Genomic DNA, 21,451 nt, shown 5'->3' on the forward strand with positions numbered 1-21,451 from the left:
AGGCGCTTGCTCCGAGTAGGAAATTATCCTACTTTATCCTACCGGACGTGAGGACTTTGCAATGAACGAGAAGCTGAGCATTTCGCTCCCCAGTGAAATGGTTGCCGCCATCAAGGCGCGCGTCGATGCGGGCAGTTATGCCTCCACGAGCGAGGTGCTGCGCGCCGCCGTGAGGGTTTGGCTGCGGGAAGAGGAGGAATACCAGCAACGGATAGCAGCGATCAGACAGAGAGTGAAAACATCGCTCGATGATCCCAGGCCGGATCTGAGCATGCAGGATATCGACAACTGGATCGAGACGCTGGCGGCGGAAAAACAGTAACCGCATGAAGCGATACTCAGTCGTATTTCGCGAAACGGCCAAAGCCGATCTTCTGTCTATATTCAGCTACGTGCTGGACCAAACAAAAGCAGGGATAAAGCGCTCGCCTATATCAAGCGCATCCGGAACAAATGTGCAAAAATCGGCGATGCGCCTCTCGGTGGCGTCGCTCGCCCCGATCTCGGCGCTGGAATACGGATGGCCGTCTTCGAACGCAGCGTCGTCATTCTCTATGTTGTTGAAGAGGAACGCGTGCGGATCACCAACATCGTCTTCGGAAGGAGAGATTACGCAGCTCTCATGACGCGCCCTTAGTTGCTTTCCAGCTCCCGCGCCATCTCTGCAAGCTTGCGCACCGTATTGAGATTTCTCGACGTTCCCGCCTTCAGCGCCGGCAGCTTCAGTTTCGAGCGTCCCGAGCCATCGGGATAATGCACGTAGATTTCGCGGCCGGCGATATGCACTTCCTCGCCGCCGGGTGCGACGAGCTTGGTGAGTGCATCCTCCGGCGCCTCGTCCTGCAGGAAGGTCACAAGCAGGTAGTTCGGCTTGGCGCGAGGGAAGGGCGAATGTTCTGCGACCTTTTCCAAAGCCGCGCAGCTGCGCAGGATCACGCCCGGAGACTTGCCCATCTTGTCCGCCAGCGCCTTTTCAAGCCAGGCCAGCACCGTTGCCTCGTCCTCCCCGGTGCGAAAGACCACGTTGCCGCTCTGGATATAGGTACGCACATCCTGAAAGCCGATCTCCTCGCAGAGTGCCTTGAGGTCGGCCATGGACAGCATTCCCGTGCCGCCAACATTGACGGCACGCAGTAGTGCGACGAAGACGGTCATGGCTTCCTCCGTTGTTCGGCCTACATCTTCTCAGCGACCTTGACGGCGAAGGAGTATTCGAACGCCACTTCTTCCAGACGCTGGAAGCGGCCAGAAGCGCCGCCGTGGCCGGCATCCATGTTCGTCTTAAGGAGAATGGGTGCTTCGCTCGTCGTCTTCTCACGCAGCTTGGCGACCCACTTTGCCGGTTCCCAATAAGTGACGCGCGGGTCGGTGAGGCCGCCGAGCGCCAGGATCGGCGGGTAGGGCTTTTCGCCGACATTGTCATAGGGGCTGTAGGCGGCGATCTGCTCGTATTCTTCCTTGCTGTCGATCGGGTTGCCCCATTCCGGCCATTCCGGCGGCGTCAGCGGCAGGGTGTCGTCGAGCATCGTGTTGAGCACGTCGACGAAGGGGACGGCGGCGATGATGCCGGCGAATTTCTCCGGCGCCATGTTGGCGACGGCGCCCATCAGCATGCCGCCGGCCGATCCGCCCTCGGCGATGATCTTCGCGTAAGAGGTGAACTTCTCCTGATTCAAATAGTCGGCTGCAGCGATGAAGTCCTTGAAGGTATTGGTCTTCTTTTCCATCTTGCCGTCTTCGTACCAGGCAAAGCCCTTGTCCTTGCCGCCGCGGATATGGGCGATGGCATAGATGAAGCCGCGATCGGCGAGCGACAGGCAATTGGTGTTGAAGCCGGCGGGAATGGTAACACCGTAGGCGCCGTAGCCATAGAGCAGGCAGGGTGCGGAACCGTCGAGCGGCGTGTCCTTGCGATAAAGCAGCGTGACCGGCACGGTCTCGCCGTCCCAGGCGGGTGCGAAGACGCGGCGCGTCACGTAGTCTGCCGGATTATGGCCCGAGGGCACTTCCTGCGTCTTTAGCAAGGTGCGCTCGCGCGTCACCATGTTGTAGTCGTAGAGCTGGCTCGGCGTCGTCATCGAGGAGTAGGAGAAGCGGATGATATCCGTGTCGTATTCGGCGGCACCCTGCAGGCCGAGAGCGTATGCTTCCTCTTCGAAGGCGATCGCATGTTCCTCGCCGCTGCGGCGGTCGCGGATGATGATGCGCGGCAGGCCGTCCTTGCGTTCCAGCCAGAGGAGATGGCGTGCATAGGCGAGGTGGCTGAGGATCAGCGTGCCCGGCTTGTGAGGTACGACCTCGCGCCAGTTTTCCTTGCCCGGCTCCTTCGCCGGCGTCTCCATGATCTTGAAATCCTTGGCGTCGCCGTCATTGGTGAGGATGTAGAAGACGTCGCCGCCTTCGGTGATTTCATATTCGATCTCGGTTTCGCGCTCGGCGACGATCTTGGGCTCGGCGGTCAGGTCCGAGGTCGGAATGATGCGGTATTCGCTGGTCTCGTGATCGTGAATATCGATGAAGATATAGTCGTCGAGCAGCGAGCCGCCGACGCCCATGAAGAAGCCCGGGTCCTCCTCCTCATAAACGAGCCGGTCGTCCGACTGCGGCGTGCCGATGATGTGATGGAAGATCTTCGAGGGGCGGTGGTTCTCGTCCTGCAGCGTGTAGAAGAAGCTCTTGCCGTCGGGCGCCCAGACGGCATCGCCGCCGGTGTTCTCGATCACGTCGGCCAGATCTTCTCCAGTCTCGAAGTTGCGGATCTTCAGCGTGAAATATTCCGAGCCCTTGTCGTCATAGCCCCAGATGCCATGGCTGTGGTCGGAGGAGTGGTCGAGGCCGGAAAGGCGAAAATAGGACTTGCCTTCATTCTCCTTGTCGCCGTTCAAAAGCAGCTTGCGTTCGCCGCCGTTGCGCGGCTCGCGGAAGAAGCGGGGCTGCTCGCCACCGGTGACGAAAAACGTGCCGTAGGCGTAAGGACCGTCCTTCATCGGTATCGAGCTGTCGTCTTCCTTGATGCGGCCCTTCATCTCGCCGAAGAGAACCTTTTGCAGCTCCTTTGTGTCCGCCATCGCGGCGTTCATGTAGGTGTTTTCGGCTTCCAGGTGCGACCGGATTTCCGGCGCCAGGATCGACGGGTCCTTGAACATCGCCTGCCAGTTGTCGGCGCGCAGCCACGCATAATCGTCGGTGCGGGTAATGCCGTGGCGGGTATCCGTAAGTGGCTTTTTCGGGGCGGCGGGCGGAGTGGGGAGATTCTTGAAAACTGACACGGGGAGCACTTTCTCTGGAATGAAAGTCGGATGTGAAGTGAAGAGAGAAATAGAGGGCAGCGAGGTGAGGTTCAAGCGGCAAGTCTGTTCCTCAAGCTTCATGCAAGCAGCCGATATTAGTCTTGCTCGAACAGGCAGCTTGCGGGAGGCCGCATTGGGGCGCTGCCTTGATGAGACCACATTCTTTACCGAAGTCGGCATACAGTGCGTCGACACGAAGGCGGTCAAGGCCTTCTCTGATGGAGCGAACGCACTCAAATCCAAAACAATACAAGGGACCGGTCTTCATGCTGAAACTCTTCGCCATCCTGATTCCGTTGGCTAGTGTCGCCACCTCCGCCTTCGCCGTCGATCCGGCCATGAAGAAGCAGTTGGAGAAGCTCGATCCGTCGGAACGGATGGAGCAGGCGTGCGACGCAGAGGCTATGAAGCGGATCGGCACGGACAAGACGGGTTTCAAGCCGGACAAGGTGATCGCCTACACTTTCAGCGACCCCGACATGAAGCCCGACGCCATGGATGCGCCCGGTGCCGTCTTTCGCAGCAAGGGCGATTGGTATCATCTCTCATATACGTGTGTGACCGGGCCGCAGCATATCCATGTCCGCGATCTGAGCTACCAGATCGGCGACAAGGTGCCGCGTGATGCCTGGCAGGAACATTATCTCTACGACTGATCGGTCCGGATTGCCCGGGGCACCATTTTTCTGCGGCCACGGTCTATACTGCGGTTGCGTACCCTGATGGTGCAAGGACCTAGCGCCGTCTCAGCGACTCCACACGGGTGAGTTCAGACAGAATGTGGTCCTGTACGTCGGACGGCTGCCGGCAGACGGCATCCGTCAGGTCGCGCAGCGTCGCTCTGAGGCTGTGAAGCTGGTCCACCAGATCCATGACCACATCGACGCCCGGCTCATTGACGCCCATCGCGCTGCTGAGATCGAGGATGAGCCGGCCGCGCGCAATGTCGGCTTCACGGAAATTGCGGCCCTGATCGGTGACTTCGGGCACCACCCAGCCTTGGGATATCCAGATTTCCAGCACGGTGGTTTCGATCCGGAGGTGCAGTCGAAACTCGCTCTCGTTCATCGCTTATCCTCCCATCGTCTTTCTGGGGTCTTGCGCCTTGCCTGCTTCCCAATCGGAAACGAAGCGCGTGAGCTCAGGATCCGGCGTATCCGGCAGGACGATCTTCAGCGAAACATAGGCGTCGCCATTGTCCTTGCCGCGTACGGGCGCCCCCTTGCCCTTCAGACGCAGCACCTTTCCCGTATTGGAGTTTGGCGGCAGCGTCACAGTAACTGCGCCGGAAGGAGTTGGAACCCGAATCTTGCCGCCGAGTACCGCCTCGCTCAGCGAAATCGGCAATTCCATTCGGATGTCGTCGCCATCGCGGGTATAGAAGCGATGCGGGCGCACATGCACGGCGATCAGCGCATCTCCGGGCTTCCCGCCATTGAAGCCTGGGTCGCCCTTGCCCTTCAGGCGCAGCGTTTGCCCGTCGCGTGTGCCGGGCGGAATTTGAACGTCCAGCGCCGGCCCCTCGGGCAGGCTGATCTGCTTCTTTGCGCCGTTGATGGCGTCCAGAAAGTCGATCTCCATCGTATAGTGACGGTCTTGACCCTGCATCTGGGATTGGCCTCGGCTGCGACGCGAGAAGAAACTGGAAAACATGTCGTCGGCATCGCCGAAATCGGCAAAGCCACCCGTATTCTGATAGGGGCCGCGCTGGCCTTCCTGGGTGGCATAGTCACGATAGTAGTTGCGCGGCGCCTGTTCCGCACCGCTGCTGTCGATCTCGCCGCGATCGAACCGTCCGCGCTTCTCCTCGTCGCCGAGAATGCCGTAGGCAGCCGAGACTTCCTTGAACTTGTCCTCGGCCTGCTTGTCGCCGGGGTTGAGGTCCGGGTGCAGCTTCTTGGCAAGCTTGCGATAGGCGCTTTGAATATCCTTTTGCGGGGCGTCCCGCTTTACGCCCAAAATTTCATAGGGATCGCGACTCATACATGTCTCTCTTTGGGAGCACGGAAAGATACGCAGATAGTGCTAGGGTAAGCTCATATCAATCGTATCATAGACGCGGTCAGGTTGAAGCCCGCACTTTGCAGCTTTCGTCTCTGACGTCGTTATGATGTGAAATGGGCGCTATTGCTGCCGCTTTGCCATATTTCCGGCGTCTTGCCGGATGATGGCGAGCGGTGTGGCTGGGCCAGCGATTGCGCGCCCGCCGAATTTTGTTTGCCTGATCCACCTGGTGGCCATCCGATGAAACGCCTGTTGCTCGCTTCCACACTCCTTCTTGCCGCGCCGGCAGCCTTTGCTGCGCAGCTGGAGCAATCGCCAGCCGGTTGGCCGCAACTGCCGCCGAAGGCGCCGGTTTCGAAGATAAAACTTGTGGAGCCACATCTGCACGTCGATCGCGCGGGCAAGGGAGCACCCCGCATCGCGCTCACCTTCGATGCCTGCATGGGCAAGACCGATCCGCGAATTCTGAGTACCCTGGTCGATCAACGCATTCCGGCGACGATCTTCGTCACGGCGCGCTGGCTGCGCACCAACCCGGACGCATTGAAGGTTTTCCTCGACCATCCCGATCTCTTCGAGCTGGAAAATCACGGGCAGAACCATATCCCGGCGGTCGACGTCCCGACCAAGGTTTATGGCATCGCCGCTGCCGGTTCGCCGCAGGCGGTTGCCCAGGAAGTGAAGGGCGGTGCGGATGCCATGATCGCGGCCGGTATTCCGCAGCCGCGCTGGTTCCGCGGCGCGACCGCGAAATATACGCCTGCGGCCATCATGCAGATTCGCGGCATGGGCTATCGGATCGCCGGCTATTCGGTGAACGGCGACAGCGGTTCGCTGCTGCCGGCCAGGATGGTGGAAAAGCAATACGCTTCCGCGAGGGATGGTGACGTCATCATCTCCCATATCAACCAGCCGACACATGCGGCAGGCGAGGGAGTTGCGGCCAGCATCCTCGCACTGAAGGCAAAAGGCGTCGATTTCGTGCGTCTGCAGGATATCCCCGAAAAGGGCGACGACGACACCACGAACTGACTGCTTCAGTAATTCCAGTAAAAGTGCGTAGCGGTTTTTCGTCCGGAATGCGTAAAACCAAAGCGCTCTAGCCCGGCAATTGCGGCTGGGCTTTTTCCTCGATGAAGAGTTCGTCGATGATGGCCATGACGATCAGCGACAACGGCAGAGCCAGCATGGCACCGACCGCTCCCCACATCCATGTCCAGAAGATGATGGCCAGAAAGACGACAAAGGGATTGAGCTCCCATTGGCGGCCCATGACTGCGGGAAAGACGAGATTCTCCACCGCCATATGCACTGCGAAGAACGCGATGGCGGGCGCGAGGCCGAAAATGATGTCCGAATGCGTGATGATGCCGGCGATTGCGAGTGCAAGGGTCATGGTCGTCACGCCGAGGAATGGAACGAAGCTGGATACGAAGGCGAAAACGCCCCACAGAACCGGCACGCTCATGCCGCCGACATAGGCGATAATAGTCATCGCGACGCCGATCCCGGCGTAGATCAGCGAGGCCGTTGCGAAATAGAAGCCGAGCACCCGCTCTACGGCATTGATGATACGGATCGCGTTCAGTCGGGATGTCCTTGTGGAAAAGGCCATGATGATCGTCTTGCGCAGGCTCACCCTGCCGGCAAGGAACAGCAGCAGGGCTGCAAAGAAGATCAGGATCTGCACGATGGCCGGCGTGAGGCTGGTGGACACGACATGCAGGACATTGCCGCTGTTTTCCAGCAGGGTGCTGATCGAGATCGGGCTGCCTTGAAGGGTCTCGGACGAAATATGCAGCCATTTGAACCGGTCGAGATAGGGCATCAGCCGGTCGGATGTGCGCTGGAAGAAGTCGGGCGCCTGCTGTGCGAGCTTTGCGACCGGGCCGGCGAGCGCATTGATGATGAGGAAGATCACCAGGGCAACGCCGGATGAAAGAATGACGGCATTCAGAACGCGGGGAACGCCGAGCTTGCTGAGCCTCTCGGCCGCCATGCCGAGGATCATGCCGACGACGACGGCGAGCGTCACCGGAATGAGGATCAGCGACATCGTGTAGACGGCGGCCAGGGCCAGCATGAGGAAAATGCCGATCGTGGCCCAGGAAGCGGCGATATCGAGCTTGGCTCGTCCGTTCTCGTCGGAAAGATCTAAAATTTCAGCGTCTTCATGGGCGCGGGACGCGTTGCGGCCGATGCCTGCGCCAGCGTCCTGTGCCGCTGCTGCATCTGATCGGCTGGTGGCGATTTTGTCGAATTCCATCCCCAGAAAGTTCCCCAAGGCAGGATCGCCTCACCACTCAAACGCGAAAAAGCCCGCCGCGGTTCCGCAACGGGCCTCTTTCCGGGGAGTATTCGGTGCTGGCGTCAGGCGACGAGATTGAGGCCGATGCCCCATGGGTCGCGCAGCGATACGCCGCCGTCACGCTTTTCGGTCTTGATTTCGTGCTGTTCCAAGGCAACGACGGCCTTGTCCAGGGCCGCCTTGTCGTTGAAACGCAGCGTGTAGTCGGAAAGGCCGGTCATATGCTCGCTGCGCACACCGGCGCCACGGCTGTTCCAGGTGTTGGCGCCGAGGTGATGGTGATAGCCGCCGGTTGCAAGGAAGGTCGCGCCGGGATAGCGCGCCGCCATGACCTTCATGCCGAGCACGTCGCGATAGAAGGCGTTCGCTTCCGCGACATCGCCGACCTGCAGATGTATATGGCCGATAGCCGATCCATCAGCCATGCCGTCCCAGCGATCCTGCGGGGCGCTTTCATAAAGCTTCTGCAGATCGAGACGAAGCGTCGCCATCTCGACCGTACCGTCATCGTGGAAGGTCCATTCCTCATGGGGGCGGTCGGCATAGATCTCGATGCCGTTGCCCTCCGGGTCGGACAGATAGATGGCCTCGCTGACGATATGGTCGGAAGCGCCTTCCAGTACCACATTCTCATGGGCGGCATGGCGAAGCCAGCGTGCAAGCTCGATGCGGCTCGGCAGCAGAAAGGCCGTATGGAACAGGCCAGCGGCCGTTGTCGGCGCGCGCATAGCTGCCCGATCGGTGGTCAGTGTCAGAAGGGGACGGCCGGCGACGCCGAGGACCTCGCCGCTCGCAGTCTTCTCGATCACCTTCAAGCCTAGCATGTTCTGATAAAAGCGGGACACCAGCGGCAGGTCGGTAACGACGAGATGCGACTGGCCAACATAGGCGGGACGGGTCAGGGCGTAGGAGGGGGCGGTTTCGGTCATGGGGTGAGTTCCAACCTCGATAATCTTGAAAAAGGCAACCGGCGTCGGCGGCAATGGCCGCCAGCGGCGGGCAGGAGGGTTTCGCCGGTTGATATGCCTCTTTGATCTCCTGGCCCGCTGTACTTGGATATTGATATGGTCGATTTTGATTGTTCACAGAAGGCCATAAATTGCGGATTGAGCGTTCGCTTTCTATTGACGAGTGACAGGCAAGCCGGCAGCAACGCGTTCACGAAGATTTATCGCTGTACTCGTTTGGCGCAGTTGTCTCCTCCTGTTTCTAGTGCAAGGATCGGTCTTCGACGAAACGGAACCGGATGAAATGACTGAGTACAGAGGCATCCGTTGGGCCTATGATCGTTATGAGATTATCGCAGACGGCATCGTCAACGGTGTCGGCGTGGTCTTCGCGCTGATCGGCGCCACCGTGCTGATTTTTTATGCGACGGTCTGGAGTTCCTACGGCGAAATTGCCGCCGCATGGATCTATGGCGTCGGCTTGGTGCTGACGCTCGGAATGTCCTTCACCTACAATCTGTGGCCAGTATCCCGGACGAAATGGTTTCTCCGCCGTTTCGACCACTCTTTCATCTATGTTCTGATCGCCGCTACCTACACGCCGTTTCTGGAGCGGGGATCCGAGGACCCACTGCTGCTTGGCGTGCTGATTTCCGTCTGGGTCTTTGCGGCGTTCGGCATCGTCCTGAAAGTCCTTTTTCCGGGACGCTTCGATCGGCTGGCGATCCTGCTCTACCTTGCGATGGGCTGGAGCGGCATCCTTGTTGCCAAGCCGGTTTCCATGCATATCCCGTTTGCCTCGATGCTGCTCATCGTCATCGGCGGCGTGATCTATTCGCTCGGCGTGATTTTTCATGTCTGGGAAAAGCTACGCTTCCAGAATGCGATCTGGCATGGTTTCGTCGTTGCCGCCGCTGCCGTACATTACTCTGCGGTGCTGACCTGCTTCAGCCTGTCGCCGGAAAACTTTTGACGATCTCAGCCGTTGGCGTGCACTTCTTCGTCGAGCGGAGGCTGCGCACCAGGCGCATGACGACTGCATCGTAGCGCTGCATATCGGCTTTCGAATAATCCATCTGGAAGAAGGCGGCGGCGCCATTGCAGAGTGCGACCCCACGGACATAGACGATGCGCCCCTGCCTGGTGCCGGAAAAGCTGATGCCGCGCGAATTCGATTTCGAGTAGGAAATCTTCCAGCCCTGGTCTCTGGCAAGCGCCACGCGCCCGTTCGCTTCCGATGCAAAATCACCATTGGCAACCATTGTGCCGAAGACCTGCAGCGAAGCGGAGCGATCTGCCGGTGACAGCGAAAGCCGGTCGGTATCTTCGGAAGAGGCGGTGAGATGGAATTCCGACGGCAGCTCGATCGCGTAGCCGAAGCCTGCATTGTCATAGGACCACCAGTCCGCGGCAAAGGCCGTGGTCGGGGAAAGAAGCAGGAGGGCGATCAGGCGGGCGAGCATTGCGGTTTCCGGGAGGCAGGATCTGCAAACCGATCAAGATTAGCGCATTTTTCAGCGCGATTTCCATAGCGATTCAGGAAATACGCGTAATTTAGCGCAAATTCATTACAGCTTCATTGCGAGCCATGCAGGATCAGCAGGGTAATCTGCGGTAAAGCGAGGCCCAGGCGGCCATTGCGAGCCTCCGAAAAGTCCGCGATGTCCTGCAACCCCTGCGGTCATTGGCATGGAAAACCGATTTCGGTGGTTTACGTCCGGTTTTCCCTTGTCGGGACTTGAGGCGATGTGTCCTTTCGCCTATCCCTTCAAGACCGCTCCGGCTCTGCCGGATTCTGCATGAACGTTCAGTTAGGGGGGAGCATGGCCGCCGCCACCGCGGGCCTGACATTCCTGGCTTTATGCCTGCCCTTTCTCGGTGCGCTGATCGCGCCGGTTGTCGTTCGGCGTTTGGGCCACAATGCGGCATGGCCCCTGGCGCTGCTTCCCGCTCTCGCATTTCTGCATTTCTCGAGCTTTCTTCCCGCCGTTGCTGCCGGACATGCGGAACTCGGCGGCTTTGATTGGGTCCCAAGCCTTGATCTCCGGTTTTCCTGGCTGATTGACGGCCTGTCGCTGACCTTTGCGCTGCTTATCACCGGCATCGGCACGCTGATCGTCCTTTATGCCGGCGGCTATCTGAAGGGGCATGCCGATCTCGGCCGCTTCTTCTCCTTCATCTTTCTTTTCATGGGCTCGATGCTCGGCCTCGTCGTCTCGGACAGCTTCCTCACGCTATTCGTCTTCTGGGAGTTGACCTCGATCACCTCCTTCCTGCTGATCGGCTTCGATCATCATCGGGAAGCGTCGCGACGGGCCGCACTGCAGGCGCTCGTCGTCACCGGCGGCGGCGGTTTGCTCTTGCTGGCGGGCCTGCTGCTGATCTGGCAGGTGACCGGCATCGGCGCGATGTCCGACCTTCTGAAGGCCGGCGACGCCCTGCGTGCAAGCCCGTTCTACCTCGCAGCCCTCATTCTTGTGCTCGGCGGCGCCTTCACCAAATCGGCGCAGTTTCCGTTTCACTTCTGGCTGCCGAATGCCATGGAGGCGCCGACACCCGTATCGGCCTATCTCCACTCGGCAACCATGGTGAAGGCCGGTGTCTATCTTCTCATGCGGCTCAATCCGGCCATGGGCGGAACCATGGCCTGGCAGACGATCCTGCCGATCTTCGGTGCGGCGACGCTGCTGGTCGGGACCTTGCTTGCGATCCGCCAGACCGATCTGAAGCTGAAGCTCGCCTATACGACGGTTTCCTCGCTTGGCCTGCTGGTGCTGCTCACCGGCTTCGGCACCGATTATGCCGTCGAAGCTGCCGTCCTCTATCTGGTGGCGCATTCCCTGTTCAAAGGCGCCCTGTTCATGGTCGCCGGCATCGTTGATCATGAGACGGGAACGCGCGATATCACCCGGCTGGGCGGCTTGCGCGCCGCCATGCCGCTGACCTTTGCGGCTGCGCTGGTTGCCGCTGTATCGATGGGCGGCCTGCCGCCGGCTTTCGGCTTCCTTGCCAAGGAAGAGATTTACGCAGCGCTGGCGCAGGCATCGCCCGGGCCGATCATCCTCACGATCATCGCCGTGGCCGGCAATGCGCTGATGTTCGCCATCGCCTTTGCCGTCGCGCTGAAGCCCTTTATTGGCCCGCTCACCGAGACGCCTCATCAGCCGCATGAGGCGCCGCCACTGCTCTGGCTGGGGCCGGTGGTCCTTGCTCTTCTAGGTCTCCTGTCGGCTTTGTTTTCGGGCCAGTGGCACGATTATGTCTCTTCGCCGATGGCAAGTGCGGTTGGCGGCAAGGCGCTGGAAATCTCGGTGTCTCTGATCCCGCATCTTGGTCTGCCTCTGGCGCTTTCGCTGGTCACCGTACTGATCGGCATCATCGTCTACTGGCAGCTCGATCGCGCCCGCTTCCTGATGTCCGTTATCCTGCGTATCCTCGGGCCAGGACCTGATCGCGGTTTCGACGGCTTCATCTCCGGACTGGTGCGGCTGTCGCACGGTGTCTCTCGCCTCCTGCAGCCCGGCAGGCTGGAGATCTACGTCACCGTCACCTTCCTCTGCCTGGCGGCAATGCTGTTGATCCCGCTTACGGTCCACGGCGAACTACCCGCCATGCCGGCCTGGCCGAATCTGCAATGGCATGAGGCGACGATCTTCCTGATCGCCATCATTGGTGTTGCCGCGGTTGTCTTTGCGCGAGACCGGCTGACGGCGATCGTGTCGCTCGGCATTCAGGGTTTCGCCGTCGCGGTGATCTTCCTGCTGTTCGGCGCGCCGGATCTGTCCTTCACCCAGTTCATGGTGGAGACGCTTGCAGTCGTGATCCTGGCGCTTGTCATGACGCGGCTGCGCCTTTCGCCGTCCGATCGCCGGTCGCCGCTTGCCAGGATCGGCCACGCCGCGCTCGCCATTGCCTGCGGCGTCGGCTTTGCGCTTCTCCTGCTGAAGACGACTGAGGCGCCGTTCGACCTGACGCTGACCGCCTTCTTCAATCAATATTCGAAGCTGATCGCGCATGGCGACAATGTGGTCAACGTTATCATCGTCGACTTTCGCGGCACGGACACGCTCGGCGAGATCGCCGTCGTTGCCATGACCGGGCTTGCCATCCTGGCGCTGATCCGCATCCGCGCCGGCGGCGAGCACAGGCTCGCGGCCAACGATCCTGATCTTGAGGAGAAGACCGGTCTCGGCGAAGGGATGGAGGCGAAGCGCTCATGAATACGCTGATCTTCCGCACCGCCGCCCCGTTTCTGACGGCCCTGATGCTGCTCTTCTCCGTCTTCGTGCTGCTGCGTGGCCACAATGAGCCTGGCGGCGGTTTCATTGGCGGCCTGATTGCCGCCTCCGCCTTTGCGATCTACGGCATTGCCTGCGGCGTCACGGCGGTCCGGCGCGCGATCATCTTTCATCCGCTGGCGATTGCCGGCTTCGGCCTGCTCGCCTCGACCCTTGCCGGCCTCATCTCCGTCTTCGCCGGCGTGCCGTTCATGACGGGGCTCTGGATCTATCCGCACTTGTTCGGCGTCGAAGTCCCGCTTTCCACCGTCATGCTTTTCGATATCGGCGTCTATCTGGTCGTCGTCGGCGCCATCACCTCGATCGCGCTCGCGCTCGAAGAGCGGGAGGTGGATTGATGGAGGCCGTCTTTGCCGTTGTCGTCGGCTTCTTCTTCTCCGCCGCCATCTATCTGATGCTGTCGCGGTACTCGATCCGCATCATGCTCGGCATCGCGATCCTCGGCAATGCCGTCAACCTTCTGCTGTTCACCGCCGGCCGGGTCACGCCCGAAGTGCCGCCCATCATTCAGAGAGGTGCGACCGCGCTCGATCTTGCAGCCGCCAATCCGCTGCCGCAGGCGTTGATCCTGACAGCGATCGTCATCTCTTTCTCGTTCCTCGCCTTTTTGCTTGTCCTGACTTATCGGGCCTATCAGGCCTTGAAGACCGACAATACGTGTGAGATGCGGCTCGCCGAACCGGAGGAGCGGCCGTTGCCGCCCTTGGGGTACTGACGCTATGGCTGGACCCACGGATACCGCGGTTGATCTCTCCCACGCGCTGGTTGCCGCGCCGATACCGCTGGAGCATTGGCTGGTGATATCGCCGGTCGCCCTGTGTATCGGGCTCGGCGCGATCCTTCTGATGCTGCGCAACCGCACCGAATGGCACGCGGCCATCGCTATTCCCGGCTTGCTCCTGCTGGTGCTGATCGATGCGGCCTTGCTCTACAGGGTCGTCAGCGACGGTGCTGTGACGATGGTCATGGGGCGATGGCTGCCGCCCTTCGGCATTGCCTTCAGCGTCGATATTTTCGGCGCGCTCATGGCTTTGGCCGCGGCGATCGTAGCACTTGCTGCGAGTGTCCATTCAATTGGCGAAATCACAGTGAGCGGTCGGCGATATGGTTTCTTTCCATTTCTGATGTTGCTGCTCGCCGGCGTCAGCGGCGCCTTTCTGACAGGCGATGTTTTCAACCTTTATGTCTGGTTTGAGGTATTGCTGATCTCGTCCTTCGGGCTGCTCATCCTCGGCTCGGAGCCGGAGCAGATCGACGGAGCGTTGAAATATGCCGTACTGAACCTGATCGCCACCACGCTCTTTCTCGTCTCCGTCGGCTATCTCTATGCCGTCTTCGGCACGCTCAACATGGCCGATATCGCCATGAAGGCGAGGGCGGGGGAGAGTGCCGCGCCGCTGATGACGCTGGCCGGCCTGTTCCTTCTGGCCTTCGGCATGAAGGCCGCCGCCTTCCCGGTCAATTTCTGGCTCCCAGCCTCCTATCACACGCCTCGCATCACCGTTTCGGCCCTCTTCGCCGGACTGCTGACCAAGGTCGGCATCTATGCGCTCATCCGGGTTCTGGTCATGCTGCTGCCGGTCGAACGGGCAGGGCTCAGCCCGCTCATCACCGTCATCGCGATTGCAACCATGCTTGTCGGCGTGGTGGGTGCGCTGGGTGCAAACGATATCCGCCGGATGCTCGGTTATATCGTCATTTCAGGCATCGGAACGATGCTGGCGGGCATCGCTCTCGGCAGTGCCGATGGTCTCAGCGGGGCGATCTTCTATGCGCTGCATTCGATGGTGTTGATGACCGCGCTTTATCTGGTCGCGGGGCAGGCGGCTCGGCTCGGCGGCGGGTTTTCGCTCGCAGCCCTCAGCGGGCTCTATCGCCGCAGCGGCTGGTTTGCCGGTCTCTCTCTCGTGTTGTTCTTCGCCATCAGCGGCCTGCCGCCCTTTTCGGGCTTTTGGCCCAAGGTGGTGCTGGTCAAGGCGGCGCTTGCAGCGGGTGCCTGGTGGCTCGCCGGAACAATCCTTTTGGTCGGTTTCCTGACGACGATCGTCTTTGGAAGGGTATTTCTTCTCGCCTACTGGCGCCCTGCGACCGTCGACGTCAGGGCGGCGGAGCCGATTGCGTGGCAGGCAGCGCTCCCGCTCATTGTTCTTTCGCTGCTTGTCGTCGGCTTCGGCCTGTTCCCGGAATGGCTCCTGCATCTGACGCGGGCCGCCGCTGCCGGGCTGGAGCAGCCGTCGGCTTATCTACGCTCAGTCTTCCCGGCGGCTGGAGGCGCGCAATGATCCTGTTCGTCGTCAACCTGCTGCTTGCCATCGTCTGGGTTGCCATCACCGGCAGCACCTCCTTCATCAATCTGGTGTTCGGCTTCGTCTTGGCGGCAATTGCGCTGGTGATTGTGCGCTCGTCCTATGGGGGTGTCCTTTATCTCGGTCGTATCAGCCGAATTCTCGTGCTTCTTCTGGTGTTCGTGTGCGAACTCGCCAAGTCGGTCTGGGCGGTCGCCGTGACCGTCATGAGCCCCAGGATGGATGTGAAGCCGGGGATCTTCGCCTTTCCGCTGACGGTCGACCGCGATTTCGAAATCACGCTGCTTGCCAACCTCATCACCCTGACGCCGGGCACGCTCTCCGTCGACGTCTCCGATGATCGCAAGACGCTTTACGTTCATGCCCTCGACTGCTCCGATCCGGAGGCCATCATACGCAGCATTGCCGATGGCTTCGAGCGGCGCATCATGGAGGCTTTCCGATGATCGCCGCGTCCGTCGTTTCTGCCGCCGCAATGGTGGCGCTCGGCATTCTGAGCATCGCCTTCCTGCTTACGGTCTACCGTGTGGTGATCGGCCCGACCTTGCCGGACCGGGTTCTCGCGCTCGATATGCTGGTGGCGATCGCCATCGGCTTCATCGCGGTCATCGCCATCAAGACGGGTTTTACGCTTTATATCGATATTGCCATTTCGCTCGGCCTCGTCGGCTTTCTCGCGACCGTCGCCTTCGCACGGTTTATCCTGACACAGGCGCAGTCGGATGCCGTGCGACGGACCGGCGCAGGGCCGGATGGGAGTATCGCTGCCGAAGGCAAAAAGACGCGTAAGCACCACGGGCGGAAGAAGGGAGGGCGGTAGTGGATTTGCTTTGGGCCATCATAGTAACCGCGCTTCTACTTTCGGGTGCGCTATTCTCGCTCATCGCCGCGATTGGCATCGTGCGTCTCCCCGATCTCTACAGTCGCATGCATGCGGCGTCGAAGGCGGGTACGGTCGGGTCTGGCCTGTTGCTACTTGCAGTCGGTATCCACTCGCAGGACCTATCGGTCCTGGCAAGAGCATTGGCCGGCTTCGTCTTTTTCGTGCTGACGGCACCGATTGCGGCACATCTTCTCGCACGCGCGGCACACAAGGCCGGGCATCGGCTGACGCCGCCTTCAGTGCGGGACGAACTGCTGACGCGGGAGCAAATCACGAAAAGCGCGTATAGAAAGAAGGGCTAACAAACGCGGAAATTGTTCAGGAAGGAATAGCTGTTCGCGTTATTAGTTATCTGTTTTTTAATAGATGAAATTTTTGCGAAGAAATGTAGGGATTAAAAACTGGACATTTGGATAAAGAGTGCTAATTCAGATTCAAGTAGAGTTCTGATGTTGAGTTAGTCTCGACCGGGTTTAAGCTCTCGATGCTTTTATCTTTCTTTGATGAAAAGCTGAGCAAAACTTTCTTCCGGTAAGCGATTAAAGATCGCTATCGCGGTCGCTAATTCTGATATCAGGCGGCAAGCTGCGGTTTTCTCTCGTATGAGGTCTAGGGGTGGATTTCATGCGGAAAGAAATTTGGTTTTATCCACCGTTTTCTTGCTGGTGACTGCTACGAATACGAGCAATGCGTTCGCACGGATTGCTCGGCGCTGGGACATAGCGAAATCAACAGATTTCCGTAGCCAAGCGCAAATTATATAGCAACGTTGTGCCCTGCGTGCTCTCCGGAGGCGCGGACGCAGCAGGCAAGCCGATGAACAGGAGAACACAATGACAGATGCGGCCCTTGGCAACGGGCAGGAGTTACTGGTTGAACTGACTGCCGACATTGTTGCGGCTTATGTCAGCAACCATGTCGTACCGGTCAGCGACCTTCCGAATTTGATTTCCGACGTACATTCCGCCTTGAGCAGCACCTCGGCTCCGGCACCTGCCGTAACCGTGGTCGAAAAGCAGAAGCCGGCCGTATCCGTTCGTAAATCCGTGCAGGATGACCAGATCACCTGCCTGGAATGTGGCGGTAGCTTCAAGTCTTTGAAGCGCCATCTCATGACTCATCATGGTCTTTCGCCGGAAGAGTATCGCGAAAAGTGGGACCTCGCTGCCGATTATCCGATGGTGGCGCCAGCCTATGCGGAAGCCCGTTCGCGCCTGGCAAAGGAAATGGGCCTCGGCCAGCGTCGCAAGCGCGGCCGCTGAGAGTTCCATAACGAGCTTGAAGATAACCCGGCTCTCAGGTCGGGTTATCCCTATGCTGGTCGCAGGTGCGGCGGCCTATACCGCGGCCCTGACACGAGCTTCCTCGCGAATGCGTTTGATCATAGAGCGCAATCCGTTGGCGCGCTGCGAGGAGAGATGCTCCACCAGCCCGATCTTCCCGAAGACATCGAGTGCGTCGAGAGCCGCGATTTCCGAAGCTGGCTTGCCGGAATAGGTGGCGAGCACGATCGCCACCAGCCCGCGCACGATATGTGCGTCTGAATCACCTTCAAAGGTCAGTATCGGATTGTCTGGATCGCCAGATGCATGCGTGACGAGCCAGACTTGGCTCGCACAGCCCTGCACCTTGTTTTCCAGCGTCCGCTTTTCCTCCGGCAGATCGGGCAGCGCCTTGCCGAGCTCGATCACAAAGCGATAGCGATCCTCCCATTCGTCCAGGAAGGAAAAGTCTTCGATGATCTTCTCAAGCGGTATCATTGCAGCAGTCCAGATTGTCCATTGTCTTGGATATAGGCGAAACGGTGCCCGATTTGAACCCGGGACGACAAAGAACGCCGCTGACCATAAAAAGGTCAGCGGCGCTGAAGTTGGGGCCAATGAAAGAAATGTCAGATGTGCGGGCGCGGCATCGGCAGCGGAATGGAGGACGGCAGCTTGACCGTGCCGGTCACGACGACGTCGGCGTTTTCGGTGCCGGTGATGCGCTTGGCCGGCATCGGCTGGGTCACGGCGGCAACCTGATCGGCGTTTGTGCGAGCTGCTGCGGCATTAGCCTCCGCGGCTGACTGCTGATCCTTGAAGTGGCGGCCAAGCAGGTCGTAGGCAACGCGGGCGCCGTCGCCAACCTGATATCCGAGAGCGGTCAGCGTTTCGCCGCCTTTGGCACAGACATCCGGCTTCTCGTTGCACATGGCGCCGACATATTGCACGACGCCAGATGCAGCCGAAATCGCATCGGAAACCTGTACCGTTGGTTCACCGCCCGGACGAGGCCCGCCTTCGGGTTTTGCAAAGATCGGCAGGAACATGAGGACCAGCGAAAACCAGAACCCTGCTCTAATCAGAAACCACATCGCCTAGCCCATCCTCTCTGTCGCTCGGCTCGAGCGCCGATTCGGACTTGCCCGTCCGATCTGGTTCGAACCCTATCTGGCAGAGGACAACAGCGCTTTTCAAAACCCGGCAGCATTTTCTGCAATTTTGATTCAAATTTTAGCTTTCCGGCTTTGAACAGCATTTGGTTCAAATTGTAGCGATTGATGTTAAGCATGTCTCGCCCGATGCTGTTGATATGCAGGGCTTTGCGGATGCAAGCCCTGCCGCAAAAGTTAACGCGCGGCGGAAATACGAATAAAATCCGTTGCTTACCCGCTGTTAACCACAAAAAACAAAGGTCCTTTATTCTGCATCAAAACGGGATTTTGCGGCCTTTTCGGCGGCTCGGCACGTTCCTTCTTTATTCTTTCCTTAAGTCGGCGGGGCCTATTGTGCAGTCCAATAAGTGACCGTTTTGACGGGTTGTAGTGTGCGCGTATTGAGTGACATTTCTGTCGGGGCTGCAGCCCTCGTGGACCGGGTAGGCCGAAGCTGGCTCTCCCGGACGAGCGGGGATGGCGAAGTCCGTGGGCAGGAACTGGCGATCCTGCGCCGGCTTGCGCTTGCTTCTTCCGTTGCGCTGTTTGCGGTTCCGGCTGGCCTCTCCCTCGTCACCAGTCCGGCCGTGGCGCTGCCTGCCGGCGTGGCCACGGTCTGCGCCGCATTCCTCTTTTCGGCCGTTGGCAGCATCGCGCTGTCGCGTCAGCGGCCTGCTCTTGGTCCGGCAGAGGCTGTCGTCGTCGAGCATCGCGATCTGATGCTGGAGTCCGCCTTCGGCCTCGTGCTGCTGCTTGATCCCCAGGGTAATGTGACCACAGTCGGCGGTCGTGATCGTGCGGAATTCCTGAGCTGGATGCGCGATCCCATCGGGCGCGGCTTCGTCGAACAGATCCATGTCTCAGACAGAATTGTCTTCTTGCAGGCGATCGACGTGCTGCGCCAGGGCAGGGATGCCCATGGTGCCGATCTGCGCCTGGAACGTTCGGCTGTTATTGGCGGTGATGACCAGTTCGTCCATGTTCGCATGGAGCTGACTGCCCGCCGCGATGGTGAGGGACGCCTGACAGCAATCGTCAGCCAGCTGCGCGATATCTCTCAGGACCAGCAGCTTCGCGAGGATGCGGCGCGCAAGGCGGCCGAGGCGGAATCGGCCAATGATGCCAAGTCGCGCTTCCTGGCCGCTGTCAGCCATGAGCTGCGCACCCCGCTCAATGCGATCCTGGGCTTCTCCGATATTCTCAGCGGCGAATATTTCGGCAAGCTGGAAAACGACCGCCAGCGCGAATATGTCGGCCTGATCCGCCAGTCTGGCGCGCATCTGCTGTCGGTGGTCAACACCATGCTCGACATGAGCAAGATCGAGGCTGGCCGCTATGAGTTGCTGCTCGAATCCTTCGCGATCGAAGACACCATCGCAACATGTGAAGCAATGCTCGGCCTGCAGGCGAAGGAAAAGGGGCTGACGCTCACGAGCCGTATCCAGCGCGGCCTCGGCGAGATCGTCGCTGACCAGCGGGCGATCCAGCAGATCCTTATCAACCTCGTCGGCAATGCCATCAAGTTCACCGATGCGGGCGGCGCGATCACCATCGACGCGGCCTTGGCCGATGGCATGTTGAAGCTGTCGATCGGCGATACGGGCATCGGCATTGCGAGTGAGCGCCTGGCGTCGCTCGGCCAGCCCTTCGTGCAGATCCAGAACGATTACACGCGTCGTTACGCCGGCACTGGCCTCGGCCTCTCGCTGGTCAAGGGCCTCGTCGGCTTGCATGGCGGAAACTTCTCGATTGCCAGCGCGCCGGGTGAGGGGACGGTCATTACGATCCTCATTCCGTTCGACGGCTCCGGTGCCGTAACGATGCAACAGCCTGTGGATGTTAATCGCCCTGTCGATTTTCCGCCGCGTCTGAAACATACTGTGGAGATAGATGAAGGGCGAAACAAGGAACTGATGAATGGCCCCGCAAAAGCGAAAATCGCCTAAGGGAAGAGGGAAGGGCAAGCGCAAGCAGCCCGGCTTCGCTTCCCGTGGTGCGGTTGCCCTTGGCAGCCTGAGCCTGCGCGGCAGCACCGCGCTGGGCGGCCTTGGCCTTCGCGGTGCGGGTGCGCTTGCCGCCCTGATCGGCAGCGCCGTCGGCCGTCATCCCGCCATTGCCGGTGGCGTCGCGCTCTTCTTCGGGGTTTTCGGTTTCGTCACCGCCAATGCGCTTTGGTATCAGACAGGCGCGCATCCATCGCCCATGTTGCGTACCCGCGATCCGGCGTCTCCCTATCAGATCCCCGGCCGGAAATCCTTCCTACATGCACAGCAGGCCGATGCCGGCAATGTCACCACCTTTCGGATAGAAAGGCAGGATTCCGCTTCCGATCCTGCCACGCAACCGTCAACGGGGCAGGCAGCAAGCGCTGCCGCAGCACAGTCGTCCAGCGCGCCGTCGAAACTCATTGCCGATATACAGGCCGAGCTCATCCGTCACGGCCTCTATGATGGCGCCGCCGATGGAAAGCCGGGATCACGCACGACATCGGCCATCCTCTTCTTCCAGGAAGCGTCTGGCCTTGCGCAGACTGGCACGCCGACGCCAGAACTTCTGGCTACCCTCAAGGCCAGCAATACTGCCACAGGACAGCTGGCCGGCGGCAGAGCAAATGCGGCGGCCGCCGTTCCCGCAGAGCGCCCCGTCAATGTTTCCGCCACGGCGGATGCGATCGATCCGGTCGCTGCCGCCATCCAGAATGCCGAGAAGAACATCAGGACCGGTGCCGTTGTCGCTAAGGCAACACCAGGCGATGCGGTCAACAAGGTGAATATGGTCATGCAGATCCAGAAGGGTCTGAGCAATATCGCCTACAGCAATGTCAGCATCGACGGCGTTGCCGGAGAGCAGACGAAGGCAGCTATCCGCCGCTTCCAGAAGCACTATCGCCTGCCGGAAACCGGCGAGCCGAACATGGCGGTCCTCAAGAAGCTGCAGGATATCGGCGCGCTCTGAAGCCCGCCAGACAAGCGTCTGCCGTGAACCTGGCGACGACTGCG

At 60.0% G+C, this 21,451-nt stretch carries 23 protein-coding genes; 14 read left to right on the forward strand and 9 right to left on the reverse strand.

Annotated features, from left to right (window positions below; all coding sequences use genetic code 11):
* The first annotated feature begins 61 nt into the window (after positions 1–61).
* Positions 62–322 (forward strand): ribbon-helix-helix domain-containing protein, encoded by a 261-nt coding sequence (locus tag ABOK31_RS03200; protein ID WP_075852026.1) that lies wholly within the window; start codon positions 62–64, stop codon positions 320–322.
* A 311-nt stretch (positions 323–633) separates the two neighbouring features.
* Here ABOK31_RS03200 and ABOK31_RS03205 read toward each other — a convergent pair whose 3' ends face one another.
* Both ABOK31_RS03205 and ABOK31_RS03210 read right to left on the reverse strand, forming a co-directional pair.
* The gene (locus ABOK31_RS03205; RefSeq protein ID WP_349957761.1) at positions 634–1,155 is read right to left on the reverse strand and encodes a DUF1697 domain-containing protein; all 522 of its coding nucleotides are present in this window, start codon (positions 1,153–1,155) and stop codon (positions 634–636) included.
* Between the two features lie 20 nt (positions 1,156–1,175).
* On the reverse strand, positions 1,176–3,269 hold the full coding sequence (locus ABOK31_RS03210; RefSeq protein WP_349957762.1) for a S9 family peptidase: 2,094 nt from the start codon (positions 3,267–3,269) through the stop codon (positions 1,176–1,178).
* 287 nt (positions 3,270–3,556) lie between these two features.
* On the opposite strand from ABOK31_RS03210, the gene ABOK31_RS03215 reads away from it, so the two are divergent.
* Positions 3,557–3,946 (forward strand): DUF930 domain-containing protein, encoded by a 390-nt coding sequence (locus ABOK31_RS03215; RefSeq protein ID WP_349957763.1) that lies wholly within the window; start codon positions 3,557–3,559, stop codon positions 3,944–3,946.
* Between the two features lie 79 nt (positions 3,947–4,025).
* Here ABOK31_RS03215 and ABOK31_RS03220 read toward each other — a convergent pair whose 3' ends face one another.
* The gene (locus ABOK31_RS03220) at positions 4,026–4,358 is read right to left on the reverse strand and encodes a chaperone modulator CbpM (protein WP_174173987.1); all 333 of its coding nucleotides are present in this window, start codon (positions 4,356–4,358) and stop codon (positions 4,026–4,028) included.
* A 3-nt stretch (positions 4,359–4,361) separates the two neighbouring features.
* Positions 4,362–5,273, reverse strand: coding sequence for a J domain-containing protein (locus ABOK31_RS03225; protein WP_349957764.1), 912 nt, complete (start codon positions 5,271–5,273; stop codon positions 4,362–4,364).
* A 261-nt stretch (positions 5,274–5,534) separates the two neighbouring features.
* Between ABOK31_RS03225 and ABOK31_RS03230 the strand changes: the two genes are divergently transcribed.
* A complete protein-coding gene (locus tag ABOK31_RS03230; RefSeq protein ID WP_349957765.1) occupies positions 5,535–6,326 on the forward strand; it encodes a polysaccharide deacetylase family protein in 792 nt (263 codons plus the stop codon).
* Positions 6,327–6,393: 67 nt separating this feature from the next.
* Here the strand turns inward: ABOK31_RS03230 and ABOK31_RS03235 are convergent, their stop codons facing one another.
* Both ABOK31_RS03235 and ABOK31_RS03240 read right to left on the reverse strand, forming a co-directional pair.
* Positions 6,394–7,560 (reverse strand): AI-2E family transporter, encoded by a 1,167-nt coding sequence (locus ABOK31_RS03235; protein ID WP_349957766.1) that lies wholly within the window; start codon positions 7,558–7,560, stop codon positions 6,394–6,396.
* Between the two features lie 104 nt (positions 7,561–7,664).
* Positions 7,665–8,531 (reverse strand): VOC family protein, encoded by an 867-nt coding sequence (locus ABOK31_RS03240; protein WP_349957767.1) that lies wholly within the window; start codon positions 8,529–8,531, stop codon positions 7,665–7,667.
* Between the two features lie 322 nt (positions 8,532–8,853).
* On the opposite strand from ABOK31_RS03240, the gene ABOK31_RS03245 reads away from it, so the two are divergent.
* Positions 8,854–9,522, forward strand: a complete 669-nt coding sequence (locus ABOK31_RS03245) for a hemolysin III family protein (RefSeq protein WP_349957768.1) — start codon at positions 8,854–8,856, stop codon at positions 9,520–9,522.
* On the opposite strand, the gene ABOK31_RS03250 is transcribed toward ABOK31_RS03245, so the two are convergent.
* Positions 9,497–10,012 carry a hypothetical protein gene (locus ABOK31_RS03250; protein ID WP_349957769.1) on the reverse strand — a complete coding sequence of 172 codons (516 nt, stop codon included), beginning with the start codon at positions 10,010–10,012 and terminating at the stop codon, positions 9,497–9,499. The two genes, ABOK31_RS03245 and ABOK31_RS03250, sit on opposite strands and share 26 nt — an antisense overlap.
* Positions 10,013–10,372: 360 nt before the next feature.
* Between ABOK31_RS03250 and ABOK31_RS03255 the strand changes: the two genes are divergently transcribed.
* The 8 genes from ABOK31_RS03255 to ABOK31_RS03290 all read left to right on the forward strand — a co-directional run bounded on the left by ABOK31_RS03255 (position 10,373) and on the right by ABOK31_RS03290 (position 17,298).
* Entirely contained in the window at positions 10,373–12,769 is a 2,397-nt protein-coding gene (locus tag ABOK31_RS03255; protein ID WP_349957770.1) for a putative monovalent cation/H+ antiporter subunit A, read from the forward strand.
* Entirely contained in the window at positions 12,766–13,185 is a 420-nt protein-coding gene (locus tag ABOK31_RS03260; protein ID WP_174173995.1) for a Na+/H+ antiporter subunit B, read from the forward strand. The genes ABOK31_RS03255 and ABOK31_RS03260 overlap by 4 nt, the downstream gene beginning before the upstream one ends.
* Complete coding sequence (locus ABOK31_RS03265; RefSeq protein ID WP_349957771.1) at positions 13,185–13,562, forward strand: Na+/H+ antiporter subunit C; 378 nt, start codon at positions 13,185–13,187, stop codon at positions 13,560–13,562. Before ABOK31_RS03260 ends, ABOK31_RS03265 begins: the two co-directional genes overlap by 1 nt.
* A gap of 4 nt (positions 13,563–13,566) precedes the next feature.
* Entirely contained in the window at positions 13,567–15,129 is a 1,563-nt protein-coding gene (locus ABOK31_RS03270; protein ID WP_349957772.1) for a Na+/H+ antiporter subunit D, read from the forward strand.
* The gene (locus ABOK31_RS03275; protein WP_349957773.1) at positions 15,126–15,599 is read left to right on the forward strand and encodes a Na+/H+ antiporter subunit E; all 474 of its coding nucleotides are present in this window, start codon (positions 15,126–15,128) and stop codon (positions 15,597–15,599) included. Before ABOK31_RS03270 ends, ABOK31_RS03275 begins: the two co-directional genes overlap by 4 nt.
* Positions 15,596–15,973, forward strand: a complete 378-nt coding sequence (locus ABOK31_RS03280; RefSeq protein ID WP_349957774.1) for a cation:proton antiporter — start codon at positions 15,596–15,598, stop codon at positions 15,971–15,973. The genes ABOK31_RS03275 and ABOK31_RS03280 overlap by 4 nt, the downstream gene beginning before the upstream one ends.
* Complete coding sequence (mnhG, locus tag ABOK31_RS03285; RefSeq protein ID WP_174174000.1) at positions 15,973–16,338, forward strand: monovalent cation/H(+) antiporter subunit G; 366 nt, start codon at positions 15,973–15,975, stop codon at positions 16,336–16,338. Before ABOK31_RS03280 ends, mnhG begins: the two co-directional genes overlap by 1 nt.
* A gap of 531 nt (positions 16,339–16,869) precedes the next feature.
* Entirely contained in the window at positions 16,870–17,298 is a 429-nt protein-coding gene (locus ABOK31_RS03290) for a MucR family transcriptional regulator (RefSeq protein ID WP_069616071.1), read from the forward strand.
* 75 nt (positions 17,299–17,373) lie between these two features.
* Here the strand turns inward: ABOK31_RS03290 and ABOK31_RS03295 are convergent, their stop codons facing one another.
* Complete coding sequence (locus ABOK31_RS03295) at positions 17,374–17,796, reverse strand: SufE family protein (RefSeq protein WP_174174001.1); 423 nt, start codon at positions 17,794–17,796, stop codon at positions 17,374–17,376.
* Between the two features lie 131 nt (positions 17,797–17,927).
* Positions 17,928–18,392 (reverse strand): DUF5330 domain-containing protein, encoded by a 465-nt coding sequence (locus ABOK31_RS03300; RefSeq protein ID WP_349957775.1) that lies wholly within the window; start codon positions 18,390–18,392, stop codon positions 17,928–17,930.
* Positions 18,393–18,844: 452 nt separating this feature from the next.
* Here ABOK31_RS03300 and ABOK31_RS03305 point away from each other — a divergent pair, with 452 nt between their 5' ends.
* Complete coding sequence (locus tag ABOK31_RS03305) at positions 18,845–20,398, forward strand: ATP-binding protein (protein ID WP_349957776.1); 1,554 nt, start codon at positions 18,845–18,847, stop codon at positions 20,396–20,398.
* On the forward strand, positions 20,370–21,407 hold the full coding sequence (locus tag ABOK31_RS03310) for a peptidoglycan-binding domain-containing protein (protein WP_349957777.1): 1,038 nt from the start codon (positions 20,370–20,372) through the stop codon (positions 21,405–21,407). The genes ABOK31_RS03305 and ABOK31_RS03310 overlap by 29 nt, the downstream gene beginning before the upstream one ends.
* Positions 21,408–21,451 lie beyond the last annotated feature (44 nt).

Source organism: Rhizobium sp. ZPR4, assembly GCF_040215725.1.
GTDB lineage: Bacteria > Pseudomonadota > Alphaproteobacteria > Rhizobiales > Rhizobiaceae > Rhizobium > Rhizobium rhizogenes_D.

What these genes read in the sequence shown, in the direction of transcription:
- ABOK31_RS03295 (WP_174174001.1), bottom strand. Translation starts at nt 17,796, where the DNA reads ATGATACCGCTTGAGAAGATCATCGAAGACTTTTCCTTCCTGGACGAA.
- ABOK31_RS03300 (WP_349957775.1), bottom strand. Translation starts at nt 18,392, where the DNA reads ATGTGGTTTCTGATTAGAGCAGGGTTCTGGTTTTCGCTGGTCCTCATG.
- ABOK31_RS03245 (WP_349957768.1), top strand. Translation starts at nt 8,854, where the DNA reads ATGACTGAGTACAGAGGCATCCGTTGGGCCTATGATCGTTATGAGATT.
- ABOK31_RS03280 (WP_349957774.1), top strand. Translation starts at nt 15,596, where the DNA reads ATGATCGCCGCGTCCGTCGTTTCTGCCGCCGCAATGGTGGCGCTCGGC.
- ABOK31_RS03235 (WP_349957766.1), bottom strand. Translation starts at nt 7,560, where the DNA reads ATGGAATTCGACAAAATCGCCACCAGCCGATCAGATGCAGCAGCGGCA.
- ABOK31_RS03265 (WP_349957771.1), top strand. Translation starts at nt 13,185, where the DNA reads ATGGAGGCCGTCTTTGCCGTTGTCGTCGGCTTCTTCTTCTCCGCCGCC.
- ABOK31_RS03290 (WP_069616071.1), top strand. Translation starts at nt 16,870, where the DNA reads ATGACAGATGCGGCCCTTGGCAACGGGCAGGAGTTACTGGTTGAACTG.
- ABOK31_RS03205 (WP_349957761.1), bottom strand. Translation starts at nt 1,155, where the DNA reads ATGACCGTCTTCGTCGCACTACTGCGTGCCGTCAATGTTGGCGGCACG.
- ABOK31_RS03230 (WP_349957765.1), top strand. Translation starts at nt 5,535, where the DNA reads ATGAAACGCCTGTTGCTCGCTTCCACACTCCTTCTTGCCGCGCCGGCA.
- ABOK31_RS03270 (WP_349957772.1), top strand. Translation starts at nt 13,567, where the DNA reads ATGGCTGGACCCACGGATACCGCGGTTGATCTCTCCCACGCGCTGGTT.
- ABOK31_RS03255 (WP_349957770.1), top strand. Translation starts at nt 10,373, where the DNA reads ATGGCCGCCGCCACCGCGGGCCTGACATTCCTGGCTTTATGCCTGCCC.
- ABOK31_RS03215 (WP_349957763.1), top strand. Translation starts at nt 3,557, where the DNA reads ATGCTGAAACTCTTCGCCATCCTGATTCCGTTGGCTAGTGTCGCCACC.
- ABOK31_RS03275 (WP_349957773.1), top strand. Translation starts at nt 15,126, where the DNA reads ATGATCCTGTTCGTCGTCAACCTGCTGCTTGCCATCGTCTGGGTTGCC.
- ABOK31_RS03200 (WP_075852026.1), top strand. Translation starts at nt 62, where the DNA reads ATGAACGAGAAGCTGAGCATTTCGCTCCCCAGTGAAATGGTTGCCGCC.
- ABOK31_RS03225 (WP_349957764.1), bottom strand. Translation starts at nt 5,273, where the DNA reads ATGAGTCGCGATCCCTATGAAATTTTGGGCGTAAAGCGGGACGCCCCG.
- ABOK31_RS03240 (WP_349957767.1), bottom strand. Translation starts at nt 8,531, where the DNA reads ATGACCGAAACCGCCCCCTCCTACGCCCTGACCCGTCCCGCCTATGTT.
- ABOK31_RS03220 (WP_174173987.1), bottom strand. Translation starts at nt 4,358, where the DNA reads ATGAACGAGAGCGAGTTTCGACTGCACCTCCGGATCGAAACCACCGTG.
- ABOK31_RS03250 (WP_349957769.1), bottom strand. Translation starts at nt 10,012, where the DNA reads ATGCTCGCCCGCCTGATCGCCCTCCTGCTTCTTTCCCCGACCACGGCC.
- ABOK31_RS03260 (WP_174173995.1), top strand. Translation starts at nt 12,766, where the DNA reads ATGAATACGCTGATCTTCCGCACCGCCGCCCCGTTTCTGACGGCCCTG.
- ABOK31_RS03310 (WP_349957777.1), top strand. Translation starts at nt 20,370, where the DNA reads ATGGCCCCGCAAAAGCGAAAATCGCCTAAGGGAAGAGGGAAGGGCAAG.